The organism is Thermoflexus sp. (assembly GCF_040289485.1).
In the GTDB taxonomy this organism is placed as follows: Bacteria; Chloroflexota; Anaerolineae; order Thermoflexales; family Thermoflexaceae; genus Thermoflexus.
This window is the reverse complement of sequence record NZ_PSLG01000008.1, coordinates 35,411-59,942: the sequence shown is the minus strand read 5'-3', so window position 1 is coordinate 59,942 and position 24,532 is coordinate 35,411. Positions and strand designations below refer to the sequence as shown.

At 69.9% G+C, this 24,532-nt stretch carries 22 protein-coding genes; 15 read left to right on the top strand and 7 right to left on the bottom strand.

Annotation, left to right across the window (positions count from 1 at the left end):
* The 3 genes from C4313_RS02610 to trmB all read right to left on the bottom strand — a co-directional run.
* The coding region (locus C4313_RS02610; RefSeq protein WP_352428321.1) for a DUF92 domain-containing protein at positions 1–311 on the bottom strand (311 nt) is incomplete at its 3' end.
* A 6-nt stretch (positions 312–317) separates the two neighbouring features.
* Positions 318–902 carry a metallophosphoesterase family protein gene (locus C4313_RS02605; protein ID WP_352428320.1) on the bottom strand — a complete coding sequence of 195 codons (585 nt, stop codon included), beginning with the start codon at positions 900–902 and terminating at the stop codon, positions 318–320.
* Positions 903–914: 12 nt separating this feature from the next.
* Positions 915–1,958 carry a tRNA (guanosine(46)-N7)-methyltransferase TrmB gene (trmB, locus tag C4313_RS02600; RefSeq protein WP_352428319.1) on the bottom strand — a complete coding sequence of 348 codons (1,044 nt, stop codon included), beginning with the start codon at positions 1,956–1,958 and terminating at the stop codon, positions 915–917.
* A gap of 124 nt (positions 1,959–2,082) precedes the next feature.
* Between trmB and C4313_RS02595 the strand changes: the two genes are divergently transcribed.
* Positions 2,083–2,703, top strand: a complete 621-nt coding sequence (locus C4313_RS02595) for a hypothetical protein (RefSeq protein WP_352428318.1) — start codon at positions 2,083–2,085, stop codon at positions 2,701–2,703.
* Positions 2,704–2,722: 19 nt separating this feature from the next.
* On the opposite strand, the gene C4313_RS02590 is transcribed toward C4313_RS02595, so the two are convergent.
* Positions 2,723–3,823, bottom strand: a complete 1,101-nt coding sequence (locus C4313_RS02590; protein ID WP_352428317.1) for an ABC transporter ATP-binding protein — start codon at positions 3,821–3,823, stop codon at positions 2,723–2,725.
* 196 nt (positions 3,824–4,019) lie between these two features.
* Here C4313_RS02590 and C4313_RS02585 point away from each other — a divergent pair, with 196 nt between their 5' ends.
* Positions 4,020–5,204, top strand: coding sequence for a pyridoxal phosphate-dependent aminotransferase (locus tag C4313_RS02585; protein WP_352428316.1), 1,185 nt, complete (start codon positions 4,020–4,022; stop codon positions 5,202–5,204).
* A gap of 23 nt (positions 5,205–5,227) precedes the next feature.
* Here C4313_RS02585 and C4313_RS02580 read toward each other — a convergent pair whose 3' ends face one another.
* Positions 5,228–6,838 (bottom strand): CapA family protein, encoded by a 1,611-nt coding sequence (locus C4313_RS02580; protein WP_352428315.1) that lies wholly within the window; start codon positions 6,836–6,838, stop codon positions 5,228–5,230.
* A 172-nt stretch (positions 6,839–7,010) separates the two neighbouring features.
* Here C4313_RS02580 and C4313_RS02575 point away from each other — a divergent pair, with 172 nt between their 5' ends.
* Positions 7,011–7,799: a LysM peptidoglycan-binding domain-containing protein gene (locus C4313_RS02575; RefSeq protein ID WP_352428314.1), complete on the top strand. Its 789-nt coding sequence runs from the start codon at positions 7,011–7,013 to the stop codon at positions 7,797–7,799.
* Between the two features lie 33 nt (positions 7,800–7,832).
* Positions 7,833–9,209: a bifunctional UDP-N-acetylglucosamine diphosphorylase/glucosamine-1-phosphate N-acetyltransferase GlmU gene (glmU, locus tag C4313_RS02570; protein ID WP_352428313.1), complete on the top strand. Its 1,377-nt coding sequence runs from the start codon at positions 7,833–7,835 to the stop codon at positions 9,207–9,209.
* Between the two features lie 19 nt (positions 9,210–9,228).
* Here the strand turns inward: glmU and C4313_RS02565 are convergent, their stop codons facing one another.
* Positions 9,229–10,389 carry a pyridoxal phosphate-dependent aminotransferase gene (locus C4313_RS02565; protein WP_352428312.1) on the bottom strand — a complete coding sequence of 387 codons (1,161 nt, stop codon included), beginning with the start codon at positions 10,387–10,389 and terminating at the stop codon, positions 9,229–9,231.
* Positions 10,390–10,708: 319 nt separating this feature from the next.
* On the opposite strand from C4313_RS02565, the gene C4313_RS02560 reads away from it, so the two are divergent.
* The 10 genes from C4313_RS02560 to C4313_RS02515 all read left to right on the top strand — a co-directional run bounded on the left by C4313_RS02560 (position 10,709) and on the right by C4313_RS02515 (position 19,902).
* A complete protein-coding gene (locus tag C4313_RS02560) occupies positions 10,709–12,427 on the top strand; it encodes an ABC transporter permease (RefSeq protein WP_352428311.1) in 1,719 nt (572 codons plus the stop codon).
* 106 nt (positions 12,428–12,533) lie between these two features.
* Positions 12,534–13,541 (top strand): GTPase Era, encoded by a 1,008-nt coding sequence (era, locus tag C4313_RS02555; RefSeq protein WP_352428310.1) that lies wholly within the window; start codon positions 12,534–12,536, stop codon positions 13,539–13,541.
* A complete protein-coding gene (gene truB, locus C4313_RS02550; RefSeq protein WP_352428309.1) occupies positions 13,538–14,431 on the top strand; it encodes a tRNA pseudouridine(55) synthase TruB in 894 nt (297 codons plus the stop codon). The genes era and truB overlap by 4 nt, the downstream gene beginning before the upstream one ends.
* 21 nt (positions 14,432–14,452) lie before the next feature.
* Positions 14,453–15,448: a bifunctional riboflavin kinase/FAD synthetase gene (locus C4313_RS02545; RefSeq protein ID WP_352428308.1), complete on the top strand. Its 996-nt coding sequence runs from the start codon at positions 14,453–14,455 to the stop codon at positions 15,446–15,448.
* Positions 15,449–15,453: 5 nt separating this feature from the next.
* Positions 15,454–16,023, top strand: a complete 570-nt coding sequence (locus C4313_RS02540) for a hypothetical protein (RefSeq protein WP_352428307.1) — start codon at positions 15,454–15,456, stop codon at positions 16,021–16,023.
* Between the two features lie 15 nt (positions 16,024–16,038).
* The gene (gene scpB / locus C4313_RS02535; RefSeq protein WP_352428306.1) at positions 16,039–16,611 is read left to right on the top strand and encodes an SMC-Scp complex subunit ScpB; all 573 of its coding nucleotides are present in this window, start codon (positions 16,039–16,041) and stop codon (positions 16,609–16,611) included.
* A gap of 15 nt (positions 16,612–16,626) precedes the next feature.
* Positions 16,627–17,304 (top strand): TVP38/TMEM64 family protein, encoded by a 678-nt coding sequence (locus C4313_RS02530; RefSeq protein WP_352428305.1) that lies wholly within the window; start codon positions 16,627–16,629, stop codon positions 17,302–17,304.
* A gap of 84 nt (positions 17,305–17,388) precedes the next feature.
* Complete coding sequence (locus tag C4313_RS02525; RefSeq protein ID WP_352428304.1) at positions 17,389–18,003, top strand: cysteine hydrolase family protein; 615 nt, start codon at positions 17,389–17,391, stop codon at positions 18,001–18,003.
* Between the two features lie 14 nt (positions 18,004–18,017).
* Complete coding sequence (locus C4313_RS02520; protein ID WP_352428303.1) at positions 18,018–18,542, top strand: transcription repressor NadR; 525 nt, start codon at positions 18,018–18,020, stop codon at positions 18,540–18,542.
* A 22-nt stretch (positions 18,543–18,564) separates the two neighbouring features.
* A complete protein-coding gene (locus C4313_RS02515) occupies positions 18,565–19,902 on the top strand; it encodes an MFS transporter (RefSeq protein ID WP_352428302.1) in 1,338 nt (445 codons plus the stop codon).
* 18 nt (positions 19,903–19,920) lie between these two features.
* Here C4313_RS02515 and C4313_RS02510 read toward each other — a convergent pair whose 3' ends face one another.
* Positions 19,921–20,343 (bottom strand): thiol-disulfide oxidoreductase DCC family protein, encoded by a 423-nt coding sequence (locus tag C4313_RS02510; RefSeq protein WP_352428301.1) that lies wholly within the window; start codon positions 20,341–20,343, stop codon positions 19,921–19,923.
* 127 nt (positions 20,344–20,470) lie between these two features.
* Here C4313_RS02510 and C4313_RS02505 point away from each other — a divergent pair, with 127 nt between their 5' ends.
* Positions 20,471–24,508: a golvesin C-terminal-like domain-containing protein gene (locus C4313_RS02505; protein ID WP_352428300.1), complete on the top strand. Its 4,038-nt coding sequence runs from the start codon at positions 20,471–20,473 to the stop codon at positions 24,506–24,508.
* Positions 24,509–24,532: the final 24 nt, after the last annotated feature.

The window sequence follows — 24,532 nt, the reverse complement described above, 5'->3', positions numbered from 1 at the left end:
TGCGCCCAAGCCGCCGCCAGCAGGGCGGCGATCCCGCCGTTGGCCAGGGCCTGCCCGAGATCTCTTCCTTCGCCCTGGGCGAAGTCGACGGCTGCAGCGGTCTTCCTGCCCGATCGGTGGCGAGTCAGGGCGGAAGCCGAGAAAAAAAAGGCGAGGAGGAGGAAGGCCCAGGGCCAGCCCCCGAAGCCGAAGACGGCTGTCCCGATCAGGACCGCCCCCAGCCAGCCGCTTCGGGTGAGGGCCCCCAGTCGGTAACCCGCCCAGCCGATCCCGCCGCTGAGGAGCAGCCCGAGCAGCACCCGGAGAATCATCCAGCCTCACCCCTCTTCCAGGGGGAGAAGCCACGCACGGACGGCCCCGGTGTTCAGGTCCACCTGTTCGTAACGGACCTCGCCAGGCCGGAGATGGAGGAGGCCGGCGGTGGGCCCGATCTGGATGTAATAGTCGGGCGCGACGGGCCCCGGGTTAACCAGCCAGACGCCGTCCACCTGGACCAGATGGGGGCGATGGGTGTGGCCGGAGACGATCAGGTGGACCGGCTCGGTGAAGGCGGACCGGGCGTAACGGAGGTAGCGCAGCGGCTCCGGCCCGACGGCCTGCTCACGAAGTTTGTCCCGCAGGTAGGCCGGCCAGCCGCCGTGGCCGTGGACGAGGCCAATGCGCACGCCGTTGACCTCCACGATCTCCCGCGAGGGCAGCCGCAGGCCCACGTCGGCGTTCCCCTTCACCGCCACCACTGGCGCCAGCCGGGCCAGTTCCTCCAAGACCGGCCAGCGGTTGAGGTCGCCTGCGTGGAGGATCAATGCCACCCCTCGGAAGAGATCGGCCACTGTGGGGGGCAGCCACGGCAGCCGCTGGGGGACGTGGGTGTCGGCGATCAGCCCCACCGTCTGCACCCGCATCGTTTCCTCCGTTCAGATGGTGGAGGAGAGGACCTGGAGGGCTGGGGCGGCTTCTTCGATGGTCCGGGCGATGGCCTGCACCCCTTGCCGGAGGGCCAGGGTGGGTCGTGGGCTGCCGATCTCCGCCGGCTTCAGGATCCAGAGCCCTGGCCCATGAGGCTGGAACCGCAGGGCCACCCGCTCCACCCACAGGCCCTCCGCCATCAGCAGCTCGATCAGCAGCCCGGCCCCCTCCACCGGCCGGTAGAGGGCGACCACGCGCCAGATCGCCTCGCCGTCCTGCCACAGGCGCCCGCGCAGGGCCTCCTCGATCTTCGGTAGGTCCGGATCTCCTTTCCAGATCCGATGCGGCATCGTCCCCTCCGGGGTCCACATACGGGGCAGCGGCGGCGGCGGGACGGGGCCGATGCGCTCCCAGACGAAATAGAAGCACGCCCGGCCGGCCACCTGGGCCTTCCGCTCGTAGCGGGTGGGCTCCCGGTCCGGCAGCGCGGGCACCCACGCCGTTTCGAAGCGGCTATGCAGGCCCGGCGTCCCAGCCAGGGCCTCCGCGATCCAGCCGGCGTAATCGGGATCGTCGGTGGCGATGGTCACGGCCCCTCCGGGCCGGAGGCGGTGGGCGGCCAGGTGGAGGAACGCCGGGGTGAGCAGGCGGCGGTGGTGATGGCGGGCCTTGGGCCATGGATCTGGGAAATTGATGTGAAGGCCCGCGATGGAATCCGGCGGGAACAGGACCGCCAGGGCTGCGAAGGCCTCCCCCAGCACCAGCCGCACGTGGCTCAGCCCCTCCCGGCGCAGCCGCCGCAGGGCCCAGCGGGTGGGCTCCAGGGCCCGCTCCACCCCCACCAGGTTGGCCTCCGGGAGCCGGCGGGCGAGGGCGGCCAGGAAGGCCCCGTCGCCGAACCCCAGCTCCACATGGAGCGGGCCCTCCCGGCCGAAACACGCCGCCCAGTCCACCGGCCACGGGAGATGGCGCAGTTCCAGCAGCCATTGGGGATCCCCCAGTCGGAACCGCGGAGGGATCCCGTCCCCCTGGGCGCCTTCGTGGGCGGGCATCATAGGTATCCACCTCCGCTCCAGGCGGATTATGGTCCATTTCGCAGGATCCGGCGAAGGGCGCCCGCCGGAACCGTTGACGGGGATAGAATGGGTCCTGTAACCCTTCTCAGTCGGGGATGGCATGGATGGGGCGACGCGGACGGCGGGGCGCCTGGGGATGATCCTCCTGCTGGCGTTCGGATGCCGCTCGGCCTCTGAAGCGCGGTATGTTGCCGATTTCGAGACGGGCGCACCCGGGTGGTCGTTGCCACGGGACGAGCGGTTGACCGCCCGGGTGGCGGACGGACGGCTGGTCATGGACCTGAAGGCGCCGCAAACGGTGGGATGGGCCCTGGCCCCCTTCGCCTTTCAGGAGGGGGAAGTGGCGGTGGAGGCGACCCTTCTGGAGGGGTCCCGGTCGACGGATTACGGGCTGATCGTCCTGGCGCAAGGAAGCGCCTTCTACCGATTCGCCGTCAGCGCCGACGGGTTCTACGCGGTGTTTGCCCATCAGGGGGACAGGTGGCGGGTCCTGGTGGACTGGACGCCCCATGGGGCTGTCCGCACCGGGCGGACCACCAATCATCTACGGGTCCGCTGCGAGGGGGCGCAGATGCAGTTCTGGATCAACGGCGTGCTCGCGACCGCCGTCCCTCGGGAGGCCTTCGAAGGCGGCGGCCGGGTGGGCGTGAGCGTTGGGACCATGGCCCGGGGAGGGGCCCGGGTGGGGTTCACCCGCTTCGTGGCCGTGCGGGCGCGCTGACCGCCGGTCCGGCAGGGCGTCACCGGATGGCGCGTTCGGTCTCGGTGTCGAACAGGTGCATACGGTCCATATCGAAGAGGACCATCACCGTGTTCCCCACCAGGGCGCGGCTTCGCGGATCCACTCGCGCCACGAACAACTGGCGGTCCGCCACGAGGTGCAGATGGACCTCGCTGCCCATCAGTTCCCGCACGTCCACCCGCGCCTGGACCTGGGCGGGATGGTTCAGGGGTGGGGCGAACTCCGGGTCGTAGATGTGCTCGGGGCGCAGGCCGAAGATCACCCGCCGCCCCACATAGGGTCGGTAGACCGGAGCCCGGTCCGGGGGCACCGGGACGCGGAAAGCTCCTGTGTCCACCCACAGCGTATCGCCCTCCAGGACCAGCCGCGATTCGAAGAAGTTCATCGGCGGCGAACCGATGAAGCCGGCCACGAAAAGGTTGTCCGGCCGCTCATACAGGTTCTGGGGCGTGTCCACCTGCTGAAGCACCCCATCCTTCATCACGGCGATGCGGGTGCCCATGGTCATCGCTTCCACCTGGTCGTGGGTCACGTAGACGAACGTGGTCCCCAGTCGCTGGTGCAGTTTGATCAGCTCCGCCCGCGTCTGCACCCGCAGTTTGGCGTCCAGGTTGGAGAGGGGCTCGTCGAAGAGGAAGACGGCGGGGTCGCGCACGATGGCCCGGGCCACTGCCACGCGCTGCCGCTGGCCGCCCGAGAGCTGGCGCGGCTTGCGGTCCAGCAGATGCTCGATCTCCAGCATGCGGGCGGCCTCGCGCACCCGCCGCTCGATCTCCGGCTTGGGGACCTTTCGCATGCGCAGGCCGAAGGCGATGTTATCGTAGACGTTCATGTGGGGGTAGAGGGCGTAGGACTGGAAGACCATGGCGATGTTGCGGTCCTTGGGGGGGATCTCGGTGACGTCCCGGTCCCCAATGTAGATGCGCCCTCGGGTGACCTCTTCCAGGCCGGCCAACAAGCGCAGGGTGGTGGTCTTGCCGCATCCGGAGGGGCCCACCAGCACCAGGAACTCCCCGTCCGGGATGTAAAGGGTCAGATCCTTCACCGCCACCACGTTCCCGAACTGTTTGGTCACGTTCTCGAAGGCCACGCTCGCCATCTCCCTTCCCTCCGTCTGCGCCAGCGCGCCGATTTGGATCTATTATAAAGAGGACGGAAGGCCGAGGGCAACTGGAGGGAAGGGCGGCGGGGCCTTGCTGGCCGGTTTGCGGGGATGGCCCCTGGGTTCCATAATCGAGGAGAACGGCGTTCGGGCGGGATGCGTCGGAGTTCATCGAGGGAAAAGGAGGCCTTCCATGCGGCTGGCGCAGCGCATGTCCCGGCTGGGGACGGAGACGGCCTTCGAGGTGCTGGCCCGGGCGAAGGCCCTGGAGGCCCAGGGCCGAGAGATCATCCACCTGGAGATCGGGGAGCCCGATTTCGACACCCCGGCCTACATCAAGGCGGCGGCGGTGCGGGCGCTGGAAGAGGGCTACACCCATTACACCCCGGCCGCCGGCATCCCGGCCCTCCGCCAGGCCATCGCCGACTACATCCGCCGCACCCGGGGGATCCCCGTCGGGCCGGAGAACGTGGTGGTGGTGCCCGGGGGCAAGCCCATCATGTTCTTCGCCATCCTGGCCCTGGTGGAAGAGGGGGACGAGGTGATTTACCCCAACCCCGGCTTCCCCATCTACGAGTCCATGATCCGCTTCGTGGGGGCGCGGCCGGTGCCGTTGCGGCTGCGGATGGAGAACGAGTTCCGGGTGGACGTGGAGGAACTGGCCGCGTTGATCACGCCGCGGACCCGCATGCTGATCCTCAACTCCCCGGCCAACCCGACCGGCGGGGTGCTGACCCGGGAGGACCTGGCGGCCATCGCTGAGCTGTGCCTGCGGCACGACCTGGTAGTGCTCTCGGACGAGATCTACAGCCGCATCCTCTACGAAGGGGAGCACATCAGCATCGCCAGTTTCCCCGGGATGCTGGAGCGGACCATCATCCTGGACGGGTTCAGCAAGACCTACGCGATGACGGGGTGGCGGCTGGGGTATGGGGTGATGCCCGAGCCCCTGGCCGAGGCGGTGACCCGGCTGATGATCAACTCCAACTCGTGCACGGCGGCCTTCACCCAGATGGCGGGCATCGCCGCCCTCACCGGCCCTCAGGACGATGTGGACCGCATGGTGGCGGCCTTCCGGGAGCGGCGGGAAGTGATCGTGGAGGGCCTCAACCGCATCCCCGGGTTCCGCTGCCTCAAGCCCAAGGGGGCGTTCTACGCCTTCCCCAACATCGAGGGGACGGGGATGTCCTCCCGGCAACTGGCCGCGTATCTGCTGGAAGAGGCGGGGGTGGCTGTGCTGTCGGGGACAGCCTTCGGGGAATACGGCGAGGGCTTCCTGCGGCTCTCCTTCGCCAACTCCGTGGAGAACATCCGGAGGGCCCTGGAGCGGATCGAGACCGCTGTCCGCCGCCTGCCCGTGCGGGCGGCGGCCCGGTGAGAGCCCTGGCCGCGCGGAGGGCGCTATCGGGGCATGCGTTCGAACAGCAGGGCCAGCAGGGCCCGGCGCTCCTCCGGGGTCATCGGACGGGGGCGGGCGTAATCTTCGAGGAAGGCCGTCTGCAGGACCACCCCCAGGTAGCGCCCCTCGTAGAAGACATGCCGATCCACGAACGTCTGCCGCACGCCGATGGGGTCCACCTGGTCGAAGAAGAGGTTCCCCAGCCCGTAGTGGATGAACCACCCCGGCCCCACCTCGAACGTCTGGGCGTGGTGCCCCTGGCTGCCGCTGACGATGACCGCCCCCAGATCCCGCCAGCGGCGGAAGTCCTGGATCTGCTGGGGCGTCGGCTCATAAGCGTAAAACTCCCAATATTGCAGGGTGACGATGGGCAGCCAGCCGGTCTCCCGCAGGCGGCGGACGGTTTCCTCGAGGCGGGGATCGCAAGGGGCCGCGCCGGGCTCCGCGGGGGTGGCCCAGACGTAATCCGGCCCCACCGGGTTGCACCCGACGAAGGCGAGACGGTTGCCGTTGTGCACCAGTCGGAGGGGCGCCAGGGCCTCCGCCAGATCCCGCCCCCCGCCGTAATACTGGATCCCCATGCGCCGGTAGAGGTCCAGGGTGAAGCGCAGGGGGTCCTTCCCGTAGTCCGCCAGATGGTTCCCCGTCAGTTCCACGATGTCCGTCCCGATGTAGCGCAGCAACTCGGCATAGCGGGGGCTGCTGCAGAAGACCACGCCGCTGCGCGGCTGGGGGGGCGGGCAGCCTTCCCAGAAGGAGACCTCGTTGCTGATGTGGGTGAGGTCGGCGCTCCGCAGCCACGGCGCGATGTCCCGCGCTGGGAAGAGCACTCCATACCGCTCCATCTGGACAGCCGTCCCACGGACCAGGGCGGTCACGCCGGTCATCGCCAGGAGGGTCATCCGGTCCTCGTCGCGGTTGGTCAGCCCACCGGCCGCCTGCCGGAAGGCCGCCACGGGGAAAGCCGGCGGCGCCTCCTCCAGCCCCAACCCGACGGCGAGGGGGTAGCGTTCCAGATCCAGCCCCCGTTCCATCGGGGACATGCCGTCCACCGCGATGACCTTCAGCCGGGGCTCCAGACGATGAAAGGGCACGAGGGCCCATCCGGCCCCGGCCGCCCCCAAGCGGTCCACCAGCTCGTCTTCTGAGACCGGGATCACGGAGGCCGGGTCCGGCGGCCCCCAGCGAGCAGCGAACAGGGCGATGGTTTCCGGCGACGCCCAGATCGCCCCGGGCAGCCCCCCCTGCCCCCGCCAGCGGGCCTGCAGGTCCGTGAAGGCGACCGCGTCGACGAGGGTGGAGAAGGGGGCGGCCAGGGCGTAGACCCAGACGCCGATCCGGAGGGGGGCGGTGAGGGGAACCGGGCCCAGGGAAAGCCCCTCGCCCCCATCGAGGGCCCACCGACGGTCTCCGACAAGCCGCTCCCGGAGGGCCTGCCGGACCTCGGCGGGGAGCGCGGGATGGAGGCGCAGGGGCCAAGTCGCCGGCGTCGGGGTGGGGGGTGGGGTGGGCGTAGGCGCCGGGGTCGGAGTGCCCTGCGTCCCGGGAGCCGCGCAGGCGACCGCCAGCAGGGCCCCGATCCCGACCCTCCAAACCCGCCGCCTGAACGCCACGGCGCACCTCTTTCCGCGCAGGATCTTCCCTTGAGTTTAACACGACCATGGGCTTCCCCAGCCTACCCATCGGACGGCCTGGCGGCTTGGGGGCGGATGGGACCTGATATACAATGCGCCTGCAGCCTCCTCATCGGAGAGCGTTGCATTCTCAAAGGAGGAAAAAGCCCGCATGCGCAGAATCGGGGGATGGGCGCTCAGTGGGGGGATCCTCGTGGTCCTGGTCGGCCTGGCCCTCTCCGGCCCGGGCGGGGCCGGGCGGCCGGCGTGGGCCCAGGCGCAGATAACCGCTACGCCGCGCCCCGACGGCTCGATCGTCCACACGGTCCAGGAGGGGGATACGCTCTTCGGCCTGGCCCTTCTGTATGGAGTTTCGGTGGATCGAATCCGGACCCTCAATGGCCTGGAGTCGGACCTGCTGCGGATCGGTCAGGAACTCCTGATCGTTCCCGCCCAGGCCACCCCCGCCCCGCCGACGCCGACACCTACGGCGGAGCGGACGCCCGGGGCCCTCTGCACGGGGGTCTTCGAGGATCGCAACGGGAACGACGCCCGGGAGGAAGGGGAGCCGTGGATCGCTGGGGTCCCTATCGCCGTGATCACCGGCCGCGGGCTGAAGGAGGCGCTGGTCTCCGAGGCCGGGCAGCCGATCTGCGTAGACCACCTGGAGCCCGGCTACTATGTGCTGGCCATGGAGGTCCCGTCCGGCTATCGGGCCACTGGCCCGACCCGACGGGAGGCCTGGCTGCCGTGGGGCGGCCGGAGCCAGCACCTGTTCGGCCTGCAGCCCGCGGCGCCGGTCTCCTCCGCGCCGACGCCCACCCGGCCGCTGCCGTCGGCCAGGACGGGTCCGGATTGGTCCCGGATCGGGGAGGCGTTGATGCTGGCCGGGGGGTTCCTGGGTTTGCTGGTGGTGGGGGTTGCCATCGGATATTGGATCGGGCAGCGTCGGATGCGTTGAGATCGCGGTGGTGGAGGAGCACGGGAGGGCGTGATGACGTGGACGGCTGTGGTGTTGGCGGCGGGGTTGAGCACCCGCTTTCAATCCGAGCGGCCCAAGGTGGTGCATCCGCTGGCCGGCCGCCCCATGCTGTTGCACGTGCTGGACGCCCTGGCGGAGGCAGGATGTCCCCGGCCGCCGGTGGTGGTCGTCGGGCCAATGGGGGACGCCGTGCGCGCGGCCGCGGGATCCCGTGCCCGTTTCGCGGTCCAGCCGGAGCCCCAGGGCACCGGGGATGCCGTCCGGTGGGCCGAGCCCCTCCTCCGCGGGGAGGCGGCTGCTGTCCTGATCACCTACGCGGATCTCCCCCTGGTCCGCCCGCAGACCTACCGCCGACTGGTCGAGGCCCATGAGGCCGCCGGGGCCACCCTCACCCTGCTCACTGCCCACCTTCCGGATCCGAGCGGTTATGGGCGGGTGATCCGGGACCCCGAGGGACGCGTCCGCGGCGTCGTGGAGGAGGCGGAGGCCGATGCGGAGGCGCGCCGTCGCACCGAGATCAACGTCGGGGTCTACCTGGTCCGGGCGTCCTGGCTCTGGCCGGCGCTGGCCCGGCTGCGGCCCAGCCCGGTCAAAGGGGAGGTCTACCTCACCGATCTGGTTGCCATGGCGGCAGCGGAGGGCGAGCCGGTTGTTGCGGTGTCCCTGGAGGATGCGGAGGAGGCGCTGGGGGTCAACACCCGGGTGCAACTGGCTGAGGCGGAGCGGATCCTGCGCCGCCGGATCAACACCCGCTGGATGCTAGAGGGCGTCACCCTGGTGGATCCGGAGCGGGTCTACATCGCCGCTGGCGCCGTCATCGGGCCGGACACCGTGATCTACCCCGACACCTACATCGAGGGGGAGACGCGGATCGGCCGACGGTGCCGCATCGGGCCCAACGCCATCCTGCGGGACGCCCACGTCGGCGACGACTGCGTCGTCGAGGCCTCGGTTGTGGAGGGGGCCATCTTAGCCGATCGCGTCCATGTAGGTCCCTTCGCCCATCTGCGGCCGGGCGCGCGGCTGGGGGAGGATGTGCACGTGGGGAACTTCGCTGAGATCAAGAACAGCACCCTGGGCCCCCGCACCCGCATGCATCACTTCGGCTACCTGGGGGACGCCACCGTGGGGGCTGACGTGAACATCGGGGCGGGGACCGTCACCTGCAACTACGATGGGGTGCGCAAGCATCCCACGATCATCGAGGACGGAGCTTTCATCGGGAGCGACACCATGCTGGTGGCCCCGGTGCGGGTGGGGCGCCGGGCGCGGACAGGGGCCGGGGCCGTGGTGACCCGGGACGTCCCCCCGGAGACGCTGGTCTACGGCGTGCCGGCGCGGCCGGCGCCCCAAAGCCCTCCTCCGCCGGACCGCCCCGATCCGGCCTGAGGGCCCGGCGGGGGAGCCCTCAGCGGTTCCGCAGGCGGCGCAGGCGGGCGACCGCTTGCTGAAGGGTCTCCTCCCGTTTGCAGAAGGCGAAGCGCACCTGGGTGCGCCCCCGCTCCGGCCGGGCGTAGAAGCTGGAGCCCGGGACCACGGCCACCCCGATCTCCCGGACCAGATGCATGGCGAAGGCGGTGTCGTCGTCGAAACCGAAGGGCCGGAAGTCGGTCATCACATAGTAGGCCCCCTGGGGCCACCAGACCTCGAACCCCAGTTCCTCCAGGGCCTCCACCAACAAGCGGCGCCGACGCTCGTAATCGCGCCGCATCTGTTCGTAGTAATCCATGGGGAACTCCAGGGCGACCGCCCCGGCCTCCTGCAGGGGCGCCGGCGCGCCGACAGTCAGGAAGTCGTGGACCTTGCGGATGGCGTTGGTGAGGTCCTCGGGGGCGATGCACCAACCGATGCGCCATCCGGTCACGGCGTAGGATTTGGACATCCCGCTGATGGTGACTGTCCGCTCCCACATGCCGGGGAGGGTGGCGATGGGGATGTGTCGGCGCCCGTCGTAGACGATGTGTTCGTAGATCTCGTCGGTGATGACGTAAGCGTCATGGCGCTGACACAAGTCGGCGATGATCCGGAGCTCGGCCTCCGGGAAGACGTGGCCGGTGGGGTTGTGAGGGGTGTTCAAGATCAGGGCGCGGGTCCGCGGCGAGAAGGCCCGGGCCAGTTCGTCCGGGTCGAAGGTCCACTCGGGCGGCCGCAGGGGCACGTAAACGGGCCGCGCCCCGCTGATCCACGTGTCCGGGCCGTAGTTCTCGTAAAACGGCTCGAAGACGATCACCTCGTCCCCGGGGTTGAGCAGGGCCAGCAGCGTGGCGATCATGCACTCCGTGGCCCCGCAGCAGACCGTGATGTGGCGCTCCGGGTCCACGGCCATCCCGTAAAAGCGGGCATATTTCTCGGCGATGGCGGCCCGCAGGCGGGGGCTGCCCCACGTGATGGCATACTGGTTGTGGTCCGCCATGATCGCCTGGACGGCCGCGGCCTTCAAGGGCTCGGGGGCGGGGAAATCGGGGAAGCCCTGGGCCAGGTTGATGGCGCCATAGTGATGGGCCCACCGGGTCATCTCCCGGATCACCGACTCGGTGAAGAAGCGCACGCGCTCGGCCGTGCGGGACATCGGGGCCCCTCCTTTTCGAAAATGCCTGCCGATGTCTTTTTTATAGCACGTCCAACGCCGCGGGGCTTCCTCGGAGCAGCCCGTGCGCCTCTTCCACCCTCGGTCCCCGGCGGCGCTGGGGCGCCCACAGGTCCCGCCGCCCCTGGGGATCCGGAAGGCCTTCATCGCTGCGATCAGCGATTCGCCGCTGCGACGACGAACCCCGACCAGCGCCCGAACGAGAGGACGGCATGGCACGGCCCTCCGGATCCAGGCGCCCGGCGATGGGGTTACAATGAGCGCGGTGTTCGATGGGGCATCCCTTTGGGGAGCGCGATGGATGCGGCGGTTCTTCGGCGCCTTCATCCCGATCCGGGTGGCCCTGACCGGGGCTGACGCGGTCATCCTGTTGCTCCTGTCCGCCTTCCTGTTCCTGGCCATGACGCTGGCGGTCCGTGCCCCGGCCACCATCTCGGGGCCGACGATCCGACTGACCCCCGAGGTCCTGCCGTATTACGCCGCCCGGTCCCTCCTGCGGATGATGGCGGCGTATGCGCTCTCGCTGCTGTTCTCCCTAGGGGTCGGCTACCTGGCAGCCACCAGCCGCCTCGCCGGGCGGGTGATCCTCCCTTTGCTAGATGTCCTCCAGTCGGTCCCCATCCTCTCCTTCCTGCCGGTGGTGGCCCTCTCCCTGACCGCCGTCCTGCCGGAGGACACCGCCGTGGAACTGGCCTCGATCGTCCTGATCTTCACCAGTCAGGTCTGGAACATGACCTTCAGTTTCTACCAGTCGATGATCACCATCCCGGAGGACCTGCGGGAAGCTGCGCGGATCTTCCGGCTGCACCCGTGGCTGCGCCTCCGGCATCTGGAGCTCCCTCACGCGGCCATCCCCCTGATCTGGAACAGCATGATGAGTTGGGCCGGGGGTTGGTTCTTCCTGATGGCGGCGGAGACCTTCACCGTCGGCGCGCGGGACTTCCGGCTGGCGGGCCTGGGGACCTACCTGCAGATGGCGGCGGAGGCGGGGGATCTGGGCGCCCAGGCCTGGGGGCTGGGGGTGTTGATCGGGATCATCGTAGGGATGGACCAACTGGTGTGGCGCCCGTTGCTGGCGTGGGCCGACAAGTTCCGGCTGGAGCTGGTGGAGAGCGACGAGGCCCCGGGCTCATGGCTTTACGATCTGTGGCAGCGGGCGACGTTGAGCGCATGGGTGGTGGAGAGGATCTGGGATCCCCTGATGGAGCAGGTCGATCGGATGATGGGTGTGTTGAGCGAGCGCCTGGCCGCCCGGCCGGCGACCAACCCGATCCCTGGGTGGCTGCTGGGGCTCCCCCTGGGCGTCGGTGCCCTGCTCGGGCTGGGTTATGGGCTGGGGCTGGCGATCCGGTGGCTGGCCGCGCTGCCGCCGGGAGCCCTTCCCCTCTTGGCCCTGGCCACGCTGGCCTCTATGGGCCGGGTGATGGCCGCGCAGGCCATCGCCCTGGCGTGGACGGTGCCGTTGGGGGTGTGGATCGGGATGAACCGGGCCCTGGCCCCGCGGGTCCAGCCCCTGATCCAAGTGGTGGCCTCCATCCCGGCCACCGCTCTCTTCCCGGTGGTCTTGATGGTCCTGCTCCGGCTCCCCGCGGGCTTGGAGGCGGCAGCGGTGTTGCTGATGCTGATGGGCACCCAGTGGTATCTCCTCTTCAACGTCATCGCCGGGGCCTCAGCCATCCCCCGCGACCTGATCTTCACCACTGAGATCCTGGGGGTACGGGGATGGCAGCGCTGGCGAGTCCTGATCCTGCCGGCCATCTTCCCCTATCTGATCACCGGGCTGATCACAGCCAGCGGCGGGGCGTGGAACGCTACCATCGTGGCCGAATACGTCGAGTTCGCCGGCCGGACTCACACCACCCTGGGGCTAGGGGCCCTGATCGCTCAGGCGACCGGGCGGGGGGATTACCCGATGCTGCTGGCCGCCACCCTGGTGATGATCCTGGTGGTGGTCGCCATCAACCGCCTGCTCTGGCGCCGGCTCTACGCCATGGCCGCCGAGCGGTTCCGCCTGGAGTGATCGCGGGGCGGAGGGGGCCCGCCGGCCAGATTGGACGCCAAAATAGAAATCCGGGAAAATGAAAAGACACCTGGTAAAGAAACATCCCTCGTGAGGAAAGCAACCGGTGAGCGAGGAGGCCCAGGGGGCTTTGGAGCCCAGCCCCGCCGTTCCCGAATATGAGGGGACGCCGCCCGGCCACAAGTCGGGTTTTGTGGCCATCATCGGCAAGCCCAACGTGGGCAAGTCCACCCTCCTCAACGCCTACCTGGGGACCAAGATCGCCATCGTCTCGCCCAAGCCCCAGACCACCCGGCACCGCATCGTGGGGGTGCTGACCCGCCCCGATGCCCAGGTGATCTTCATGGACACCCCGGGGATCCATCAGCCCTTCCATAAGTTGGGCGAATACATGGTGGCCGTGGCCCGGCAGGCCATCCCGGACGCCGACGTGATCGTCTTTATGGTCGATGGGTCCCAGTGGCCCGACGCAGAGGATCGCATGATCGCCGACCTGTTGAAGGAGCGAGCGGCGGACCGGCCTGTGATCCTGGCCGTCAACAAGATCGATCTGCTCCGGGGGGACCAGGAGGGCCGCCTGGCGGCGTATCGGGCCTTGGCTCCGACCCCTCCCGGCGCGGAGCCGCCGGCCCCGTGGGAGGAGGTGCTGATCTCCGCAGTGCGGGGGGACAACCTGGATCGGCTGTTGGAGCGTATCATTGCCCACCTCCCGGAGGGCCCCCGTTACTACGACCCCGACATGCTCACCGATCAACCCATGCAGATCATCGTGGCCGAGTTGATCCGGGAGAAGGCCCTCTGGCTGTTGCGGGAGGAGGTGCCCCACGGGATCGCCGTGGAGATCACGGATTGGGTTGACCGCAATCCGAACCTGACCTACATCGCAGCCACGATCTACGTCGAGAAAGAGAGCCACAAGCCCATCGTGATCGGCGAGAACGGCCAGATGTTGAAACGGATCGGGGCGGCGGCCCGGCAGGAGATCGAGGCCCTCCTGGGCCATCCCGTCTACCTCGAGTTGTGGGTGAAGGTCCGCAAGAACTGGCGGCGGGATCCGGAGCAGCTCCGCCGTCTGGGCTATGTCCTCCCCAAGGAACGGCGGGGGCGTCGATGAAGAAGGAGCCGGCGGGCCTGCTGGTACTGGACAAGCCGAAGGGCTGGACATCCCACCAGGTGGTGGAACGGGCGCGCCGGCTGACCCGCGTCCGGCGGATCGGCCACGCGGGGACGCTGGATCCGCTGGCGACGGGGGTGCTGGTGTTGCTGGTGGGCCCGGCCACCCGCCTGGCGGCCTTTCTGCTGGGGCACGACAAGCGCTATCAGGCTGTGCTCCGCCTGGGGGTGGCGACCGACACCGGTGACGCGGAGGGACGGGTCCTTTTCGAGCGGCCGGTGGACATCCCCCGGGAGGCCTTGGAGGCGGTGCTGCGGACCTTCGTGGGGGAGATCGAGCAGATCCCCCCGGCCTTCGCCGCCATCAAAGTGGGCGGGGAGCGCCTCTACGAGAAGGCCCGCCGCGGGGAGCCGGTGACGCCCCGGCCCCGGCGGGTGCGGATCGATGCCCTGCGGCTGGTGGCGTGGGAGCCGCCCTGGGCGACGATCGAGGTGGTCTGCTCGGCGGGGACGTACATCCGGGCTCTGGCCCGGGACATCGGGGAGCGGCTGGGCTGCGGCGCCCACGTGGCGGACCTGCGCCGGCTGGCCAGCGGTCCCTTCACCATCGAGATGGCCCTTGCATGGGCCACCTTCGAGGCGGCCGCCCGGGCGGGGACGTGGTCGGCGCTCCTACGGCCGATGGCGGAGGGATTGCCGGACTGGCCGCCGGTGACGGTCCCGGGGCCGATCCTGGAGCGCCTCCGCCACGGCCAGGCCATCCCGGTGGCGGACCTCCCGCACCCGGGCCCGCGGCTACGGGTCCATGGGCCCGAGGGGGCCCTGGTCGCCCTCCTGGAGCGTCGAGGGGAGCGCTGGCAGCCGGTGCGGGTGTTCCTCGGGGATCCATAAGGCCGCGAGGCGGAAACGGGCATGCGGGTCGTGCGGCATCTGGAGGACCTGGAGCCGGCCCCTTCGGTGGTGACGGTGGGGGCCTTCGACGGGGTGCACTTGGGCCATCAGGCTTTGATCGGGCAGGTGGTGGCGATGGCCCGCGCCATGGGATGGCGTTCGGTGGTGATCACCTTCTTCCCCCACCCGGCGGTGGTGCTGCGGGGGGAGACACCCTTTTATTTGACCTCGCCGGAGGAGAAGCGTCGCCGCATCGCCCGCCTGGGCGTCGACGTCCTGGTTCAGATGCCCTTCACCCGGGAGACCGCGCAGATCCGGGCGGCGGATTTCGTGGAACGGCTGGTCCGGATCGGCATGCGGGCGCTGTGGGCCGGACCGGATTTCGCCATGGGCCACCGACGGGAGGGGACCTTGGCCGTGTTGGAGGCGCTGGGCCGTCAGCACGGCTACACCGTCCACGTGGCGCTGGAGTTCCATCTGGGAGGGCAGCCGGTGCGGAGCAGCCGTGTCCGGGAGGCGCTCCGCCGGGGGGACGTGCGGGCGGCGGCTGAGCTCCTGGGGGCGCCCTTCGCCGTGAGCGGGGAGGTCATCGCAGGGGCCGGCCGTGGCCGGCAATGGGGCATCCCCACGGCCAACCTGGCGATCTGGCCGGAGCACGCCTTGCCCGCCAACGGCGTCTACGCCGGCTGGGTGGACCTCCCGGGGGGGATGCGCTGTATGGCGGTCATCAACATCGGCGTGCGGCCGACCTTCGACCAGGGCAGCGAGCGGACCGTGGAGGTGCACCTCCTGGACTGGTCCGGGAACCTGTATGGGCGCCGGCTGACCGTGCATTTCATCGAGCGGCTCCGGGACGAGCGGCGGTTTCCCTCGGCGGCGGAGCTGGTGGCTCAGATCCATCGGGACATCGCGCGGGCGCGGACCATCTTGGAGGCGGCGCCGCTGCGAACCCCGGTGGAGGAGCCCGAGCAGGGGTCCGATCTTCCCGCGGGCGGGCTGCCTGCGGGACGGAGGTAAGCGGGATGAACACGCTGAACCGCATCCTGGTGGTCTTGGGGATCCTGCTGGCCATCCCCCTCTGCAGCGTCCTCCTGATCACGCCGCTGGAGGTGGCCCGGCTGCTCCAGACGGCCCTGGGCGGCCTGGTTCAAACCCTGAGCCAGATCCGCCCGGAGGTCCGCTACGGGCTGGGGACCCTGATGGCCCTGATCGTCGACCTGCTGCTCCTCGTCTGGCTGATCTTTGAAGTGCGGCCGCCGCGCCGGGTGGTGCGGGTGCCCACGGTGAGCGGGGCCATCGTGGCCGTGGCAGTGGATTCGATCCAGGAGCGCCTCAAGTATCATCTGGATCAACTGGCCGATGTCATCGAGGTGCGTCCCCGGGTGCTCCCCCATCGGGACGGCCTGCAGATCGAACTGGAGGTGCTGACCACGCCCGAGGTGGAGGTTCCGGCCAAAGCGGAAGAGATCCTGCAGCTGGCGCGGTTGGTGGTAGAAGACAAGATGGGCCTGCGCCTGCGGGGCAAGCCCCTCGTACGGATCCGCCACGCCCCGTATCCGAAAGCCAGGGCTGGGCAGCGCCCATCCGCGTGAGGGGAGGGCCGGCCGATGTCCGCGGCGGAGCCTGTCGTTTCCGCTCTTCTTTCCCCGAACGGTCGCCTGTCCCTGGAGGCGCGAGTGGAGGCGCTCCTCTTCGTCGCGGAGGAGCCTCCCACGGTGCTCCAGTTGGCTCGGGCGCTGGAGGTTCCCCCGGAGGCCGTGGAGGCTGCCCTGCAAGCCCTCCAGGAGCGGTTGCAGGATCGGGGGCTCCGTCTGCAACGGAACGGCGATCGGGTGCAACTGGTCACCGCCCCGGAGGCGGCGGAGGACGTGCGGCGTTTCCTGGGGTTGGCGACAGGGCCCCGGCTCTCCACGGCCGCCCTGGAGACCCTGGCCATTATCGCCTACCGGCAGCCCATCCCGCGGGCGGAGATCGAGGCCATCCGCGGGGTGAACTGCGAAGGGGTGTTGCGCACGCTGCTGGCCCGGGGGCTCATCGAGGAGGTGGGGCGGGGCGAGGGCCCCGGCCGGCCCATCCGCTACGGCACCACTTTCCTCTTTTTGCAACAGTTCGGCCTCTCCGAGCTCTCCCAGCTACCGCCCCTGGACGGGGAAGCGCCCGCCGCGGCCGGATCTTCGTGAAGGGAGGGAAAGGGGATGGGTCGCCTCCTGCGGGAGCATGGCCTGCGGGCTGCGGGATTGGGCGCGCTGCTGATCGGCGGGCTCCTCACCTTTCCGTATCTGTGGCCGCTGGTCAGCCAGCGGGAGCGGCTGGAGGCGTGGCTGGCGGCGCACGCCGCCGGCGGCGCGCTGGCCCTGGTTTTTCTCAACGCCCTCCAGGTGGTGATCGCCCCGCTCCCCGGCGCCCTCCTGGGCTGGGTTGCCGGCTATTGGTTCGGGCCCCTCTGGGGCTCCCTGCTTACATGGTTGGGGGTCAATCTGGGCAACGGCCTGGCAATGGTCCTGGCACGGGGGCTGGGGCGGCCCTTGCTGCTCGCCCTGCTCCCCCGGGAACGGCTGGCCCGGGCGGAGGCGGTGATCCGTCGACACGGGCTGACTGCCCTCTGGATCCTCTATCTGCTCCCCTTCACGTCGAGCGATCTGCTGGCCTGGGCGGTGGGGCTTTCGCCGCTCCCCTTGGGGCCGGCCTTCGCCGTCAGCGCCCTCGCCCGGCTGGCCCACGTGCTGATCGCCAACGCCATCGGGGTTTACCTCCGTTCGGGGGATCTGCGATGGCTGGGGATCGCCGGCGTCCTCAGCCTGGGGGCCTCGGCCTTGGCCCTCTGGATCGCCACCCGCCGCCGCATCCCTCTCCGGGAACTGGCCTCCAAGTAGACTCCCCTGGACCGTTTTCTAGACCCGTGGTACAATCTGTCATGACAGCTGACAAGACATCTGTCTGTTCCGAAGGAGGTCCCCATGGGCCGGACAGTGGAGGTCCCGGAGTATTCCCTAGCGCCCCATGTGGAAGTGGATCCTCGGACCACGGCGCTGATCGTGGTCGATATGCAGAACGATTTCGTCCACCCCCAAGGCCGGTTGTTCGTCCCGGATGCCCCGGCCACCGTCCCTCGCATCCGGCGGCTTCTGGACATGGCCCGGGCCCACGGCATGTTCGTGGTGTTCACCCAGGACACCCACTACCCTGGCGATCCGGAGTTCCCCATCTGGGGGGAACATTGTCTGGCGGGGACGTGGGGCTGGGAGATCGTGGAGGACCTCAAGCCACAGGAAGGGGAACTGGTGTTGCCGAAGCGCCGCTACGACGCCTTCTACGGGACGCCCCTGGAACATGAACTGCGCCTGCGGGGGATCCGGGATCTGATCCTCTGCGGCACGGTGGCCAGCATCTGTGTGCACTACACCGCGGCCAGCGCGGCCCTGCGCTGGTTCCACGTGATCATCCCGGTGGACGCCACCTCCGCCCTGCACCCGTTCGATATGGAGGCGGCGAACCGCCAGACGGCCTTCCTGTTCCGAGGCACCCTGACCACCGTCGACGCCCTGACGGTGCGGGCGCCGGCCATGGCCTGAGGAGGGAACCGACGGTGGTCTCCCGGGAACGTCCTGCCGAGGCCCGCCGCGCGCAGATCCTAGAGCTCTTGCGGGGGGCCGGGCGGCCCCTGACCGGCGCCGAATTGGCCCAGCGCCTGGGGACCAGCCGGCAGGTCATCGTGCAGGACATCGCGGTGCTGCGGGCGGCTGGGGTGGAGATCCTGGCCACGCCGCGGGGCTATTGTCTGCCGGCCGTCCGCCCCACCCATCGGATCCTGGTGGCCGTCCGCCACACCCCCGACCAGACCGAGGACGAGCTCACCCTGCTGGTGGACCTGGGGGTGGAGGTGGTGGATGTGATCGTCGAGCATCCGATCTACGGGGAGCTGCGGGGCAGCCTGCACGTCGCCTCCCGCGAGGACGTCCGCCAGTTCATGGAGGCAGTGCGGCGAACGGGCGCGCGGCTGCTGAGCGAACTGACGGAGGGCCTGCATCTGCACACCCTGGAGGCCCGCAGCCCGGCGCTCCTGGAGCGGGCTCGGGAGGCCTTGCGGGCCCGGGGATACCTGGTGGAGTGAGGGTCGCAAGGAGGGATCGGCGATGGCCGCCACGGTGTGGACCTTCGACGAGGCCATCGAGCGGGTGGGCCTGGGCCGGTTTCAATACAAGTTGATGGCGATCTGCGGGGCCGGGTGGGCGGCCGATGCGATGGAGGTGCTGCTGATCTCCTTCGCCCTGCCGGCCATCCGGCAGGAGTGGGGCCTGAGCACTGCCCAGGCCGGGTTGCTGGGCACGGCCATCTTCCTGGGGATGCTGGCCGGGGCCTGGTTCTGGGGCGCCCTCTCCGACCGCATCGGGCGTAAACTGGGGTTCATCCTCACCGTGCTGATCGACTCCGGCTTCGGGTTGCTCTCCGCCCTCTCCCCGAACTTCCTGACCCTGGTGGTCCTGCGGGCCCTTACCGGCTTCGGCGTCGGCGGCACCCTGCCGGTGGATTACGCCATCTTCGCGGAGTATCTCCCCCGGGGGAAGCGGGGCCGCTATCTGGTTTACCTGGAGGCCTTCTGGGCGGTGGGGGCGCTGGCTGCCGCTCTCCTGGCGTGGCTGGTGGTGCCTCGGGCCGGGTGGCGCTGGCTGCTGGCCCTCTCGGCACTCCCCGGCCTGATCGTCTTCTGGATCCGGCGCTACGTCCCCGAGTCCCCACGCTTCCTTTTGGTGCACGGGCGGGAGGAGGAGGCCCGGCGGGTCCTGGACCAGGTCGCTCGGGAGAACGGGACGGCCCTGCCGCCGGGCCTTCGTCTCACCGTCCCCCCGGCCCCCCGCGCGGCCCTGCGCGATCTGTGGCGCCGGCCCTACACCCGCACCACGGCCTTGCTCTGGGCGATCTGGTTCGGCATCTCCCTGGGCTACTACGGGGTGTTCACCTGGCTGCCCAGCCTGTTCGTCGGGCGGGGGATGACCTTCCTGCGCTCGTATGAATACATCATCCTCCTCACCCTGGCCCAGCTGCCCGGGTATTTCTCGGCGGCTTATCTGGTGGAGCGTCTGGGGCGACGGATCACCTTAGGGCTGTATCTGCTGGCCAGCGGCCTCTTCACGTATCTTTTCGCCGTTGCCGTCACTTTACCCGCCTACGTGGCGGCCGCCGTCTGGATGTCTTTCTTCGCCCTGGGAGCGTGGGGGGCCCTCTATGCCTACACGCCGGAGGCGTATCCGACCCAACTGCGCACAACCGGCATGGGCGCGGCCAGCGGGATGACGCGGATCGCGGGCGCCCTCGCGCCGACGCTGGGGGGCTATCTCCTCGGGGTCTCCATGCCGCTGGCCCTGACGGTCTTCGCAGCCGCCTATGCCCTCTCCGGCCTGGCTGCCCTGTTGCTGCCCTACGAGACCCGCGGGCGGCCGTTGGCCGATGTGGTCGGGGAGATCCAGGCGTAAAAGGCGTCCCTTGCCCCTTCACGCGGCGGTTTCCTCCCCCTCGGTGGCGCCTCCGCAGGCCGATGGGTGCTCCTCGCAGTAGGGCCGGACGCCGGGGAGCCGGCCCCGATGGGCGGCCACCCCGGCGTAGAGCGCATCGGCGAGACAGCGGACCAGGGGGATCCGCCGGTAGAGGGCGAGGAGCCACGGCCATCCCTGGGCGACAGCGAGGGCGGCCAGGATGGCGGCCGCCCCTCGATGGCGTTCCCCGTCTGGGGTGATCGCCCAGGCCGCCTGGGCGCAGGCCTCAGGGGTCAGCCCGAAGCGCTCCGGCGCCCCCGGCTGTTGAAACGGCACCAGCGCCACCCGCCCGCCGCGGTCCACGCGGCGCAGCCACCGAGCCGTCCGGGTGCAGAAGCCGCACTGCCCGTCGAAAAGCAAGACCACCTCCGGCGCCTCCATCGGCACCCTCCAGGCCGACAGTGGGGTGGTTGCGCGATTCCTCCTTCCCGGCTAGATTTTAACCCTAAGGATTTTCTCACCTGCAGCGATGGATCCGCGGGGACACGGCGGCCGCGGGAGGTGGCGGGTGCGCTTTCCGACCGCAAGCCTTCGGCTCAGAGGACCCGGGGAGGCCGCTGGTGCTGGGCGTCGGGGGGCTGCCCTTTCGCTGGCGCTGGGCGGCGGGCTGTTGCTGGCCCTGGCCCTGGGGTTGGCCTGGCAGGGGATGGCCGCCGGCATCCGGCCCGTATCGGAGGCGGGCTCGGTCTGTTTTTACATCGATCCCTTCGACAGCCGGGTTCGCTGCCCAGCGCGTTTCTTCCCCCAAGGGGCCGCCACCCTCACCGACCGCGTCGCCCTGCGGCTGCAGGCCTTGGTGGCCGGTCCCACGGCGGAGGAGCAGGCGGCCGGCCTCTGGTCCCCCCTTCCGTCAGGGACCCGCCTGGCAAGTTTCCAGTGGGCCGGGGAGGTCCTGACGGCCTATCTCGAGTTCCCGCCTGGCTTTCTGGATCGCCTCGCCGCCGGGCCGGCCCTCAGCCCGTGGGCGGTGGATCAGGCGGCCTATCTCTTCATCCGGCATCTGGAGCCCTTCGGGGTGCGGCATGTGGCGTTGATGGCCCGCAACCCGGCGGACGGCCGGTTCTACGCCCTGTCCTGGTTCCTTCACGAGCCCCCGCCGATCAACCGGGCAGCGGAACTGGCCCGGGCGGGCGGGGAGCCCATGGTGCCGCTGGCGGCCTCCGGCCCTCCCGCCTACAGCCGTCCCCAAGCCCAGGGGTTCCTCCGCGGCAAAGCGATCTACCTCGGCGCGGGCCACGGTTGGTATTGGTATGCCCCGGGCGGGCGATGGCTGACCCAGCGCGGGAACACCAACGGCCTGGTGGAGGACCTCAACAACGCCGAGGTGGTCAACCAGTTCCTGATCCAGTATCTCTACAACGCCGGGGCGGACGTCTGGCCGGTCCGGGAGCGGGACATGAACCCTTGGGAGGGCATCGCCGACAACGACAACCCCGCCACCTATCAGGAGCAGGGGACGTGGTCTCCAGGGACGCTGTCGGGCTATAACGGCGGCACCTATCGCACGGCGCTGACGGCCCTGGGAACGGCCACCGCCACCGCCGCCTGGACGCTGGTCCCCCCTCGGGACGGGATGTACGCGGTCTACGTGTGGTATACCAGCGGTTCCAACCGGAGCACCGATGCGCAGTTCCTCGTTGAGCACGCAGGGGGCCGCAGTGAGGTGCGCATCAACCAGCAGGGCCACGGCTACACCTGGCGCTACCTTGGGACCTTCCCCTTCCGGGCAGGGCAGCCGGCCCGGGTTATCCTCACCAATCGGACCGATCGGCCGGAGAATCTGGGCCGGGTGGTGGTGGCCGACGCCGTCCGCATCGGCGGGGGGATGGGAACCGTCCGCGGCGACGGACCGCCCCCCAGCCCGGGGCCCAGCGGGCGGCCCCGCTGGGAGGAGGCGGCCCGGTACTGGGCGAAATACCAAGGGGCCCCTCCGGCGGTTTACGATCCGTGGACGTGCAGCAGCTACGGCTCCTGTGGCGACCTGATCGACGATGTCACCGCCCGCCCCCGCTACGCCGAGTGGGAGCGGGAGCCCTTCGATGATCCTGTCTATTTTTCCTTCCACACCAACGCCTACAACGGGGCGTTGCGGGGGACCGAATCCTATGTTTACGACAACAGCGATCCGAACTACCGGCGCACGCCGGGCAGCCTCGAACTGCAAGATGCCATCCACACCCAGGTCATCCAGGATCTGCGGGCAGCGTGGGATCCCAACTGGATCGATCGGGGGAAGAAGCAGGCCAACCTGGGGGAGCTCCGCCTGCTCTCCACGATGCCCGGCGTCCTGTTGGAGGCGGCGTTCCACGACAACCCCGACGACGCGGCGGCGTTGAAGGACCCGCGTTTCGCCCGCATCGTCGCCCAGGCGATCTACAAGGGGATCGTGCGTTACTACGCGCGGCGGGACGGGCGGACGCCGGTTTTCCTGCCGGAGCCGCCCCAGGCCCTCGTGGCCCGCCAGACCGGGCCAGGCCAAATCACCCTCTCCTGGCAGCCCTCCCCCAGCGACGGCGGCGTTCTCCTGGGGCATCCGGCCACCGCCTACAAGGTTTACACCAGCACCGATGGCTTTGGCTGGAGCGATGGGATCCTGGTGAGCGGCACCACCTACACCCTCTCCGGCCTCCCCGAGGGGACCACCCTGTTCTTCCGGGTGGCGGGGTTGAACGCCGGTGGGGAGTCTTTCCCGACCCCCGTCGTCGGGGTGCGGGTCGGCCCGTGGGGCGGGTTCCGGGTGCTCCTCGTGGACGGTTTCGACCGGCTGGACGCCGCGATGCGGCCGACGGAGAACCTGGGGGGCAGCCTGGGGACGGTCACCCGCATGCCCCTCGACCGCATGAACGCCTTCGACGCCCTGGCCGGGGCCGCCCGCGCCCTCACGGGGCCCTTCGATGGCGCGACCGATGAGGCGGTCTCCGCCGGGTCCCTGGATCTCAGCGCTTACCCGGTGGTGATCTGGCTGTTGGGGGAAGAGGGATTCTCCGAACCCACCCTGGACGAAGGGGACCGGGCCCGGCTGCGGGCCTACCTGAACGGCGGGGGCCGGCTGATCCTGAGCGGGTCCAACGTTGGCCAGGACCTGAGCGGCCGGGATCCTGGTTTCCTCGCTGATGTCCTGCGGACGGGCTTCGTCGCCGACGACGCGGGGGCCCGCACCGTTCGGCCGACGCCGGGCGGTCTTCTCGACGGGATCGGCGAGTTGATCCTGGACGATGGCACCATGGGCAGCCACCGGGTGACCACCCCGGATGTGCTGGCGCCCGGGCGGGAGGCCACGGCCCTTATGCAATATCCGGACGGCCGCGCAGCGGCCACGATCTTCGGCGCGCCCTGTCCGCAGGTGGTCGTGTTCGGGTTCCCACTGGAGAGCGCCTGGCCCCTGGCCGCCCGCGCGGCGGCCCTCCAGCGCCTGCTGGAGGCCATGGCCCGCTGCGGGGCGCCCCTCGAGACCACCATCACCCATCCGTCGCCGAACGCCCTCCTGAATCAGGTCCCGGTCATCTCCGGGACCGCTGCCCCGGCGGACATCACGGGGGTTCAGGTGGCCCTCCAGCGGACCGGGGAGGGGTTGTGGTGGAACGGCGCCGGGTGGTCCTCGGCGCTAGCCTGGCTGACGGCCACCGGGCGGTTGAATTGGTCCTGGACGCCGCCGGCGGACCTGGCCGATGGGACCTACGGGGTCCTGGCCCGGGCGGTCCGGGGGACGACGGTGGATCCGACCCCGGCGGTGGTCACCTTCACCCTGGACCGCACGCCGCCAGGGGTGCCGGCCCTGATCACCCCGACGGTGACCGCTACATATACCCCGCCCATCCGCTTCCAGTGGGCGCCGACCGGCGCGGAGCCGCCGGCCGGTTATGTCCTGCTGATCAACGGCGCGCGCTTTACTGTGACGGCCTCCTCGTTCTTAGCCAACCTGGCGCCGGGAACTTATGAGTGGACCGTCGCGGCCTTCGACGCCGCCGGGAACCTTTCGGGGACCCCGCCGCCGGTGCGGTTTTACGTCGCCGCTGGGGGCGGGCCGGCCTTTCGGACGTATCTGCCGCTGGTCCTGCGGGCCGGCGAGGCTTCCTCGAGCCCTCCGGCCTGTAGGGAGGTCCTTCAGAACGGGGGGTTCGAGGCGGACCTGACCGCCGGCTGGCAGATCTTGAACCCCTTCGCCCCCATTGCCCGTGTCCAGAGCCCGGTTCACGAAGGGAAATGGGCCGTCCGCCTGGGGGACCTCCAAGCGAGCGCGCCTTCCTATGCGACGATCTGGCAGCGGGTGCGCCTGGAGGGGGCTCGGGCGACCTTGACCCTGTGGCGTCTGCCACAGATCCAGGAGAGTGGGGACCGGTTCTACGTCGGCTTTCGGAACGCCCGGAACGAGTGGGTGCCGTTGTGGGTGGATGCGGCGAACGCAGGGGCCTGGGAGATGTTGCGGCTGGACCTCAGCCCGTATGTGGGCCAGGTCATCACCCTGACCATCGGTGTTTACAATAACGGGGCCAGGCCAGGCAGTGCAGCGGTGGTGGACGAGGTGAGCCTGCAGGTCTGCCCGTGAGCCGCGATCGGTAGGGATGGGGGA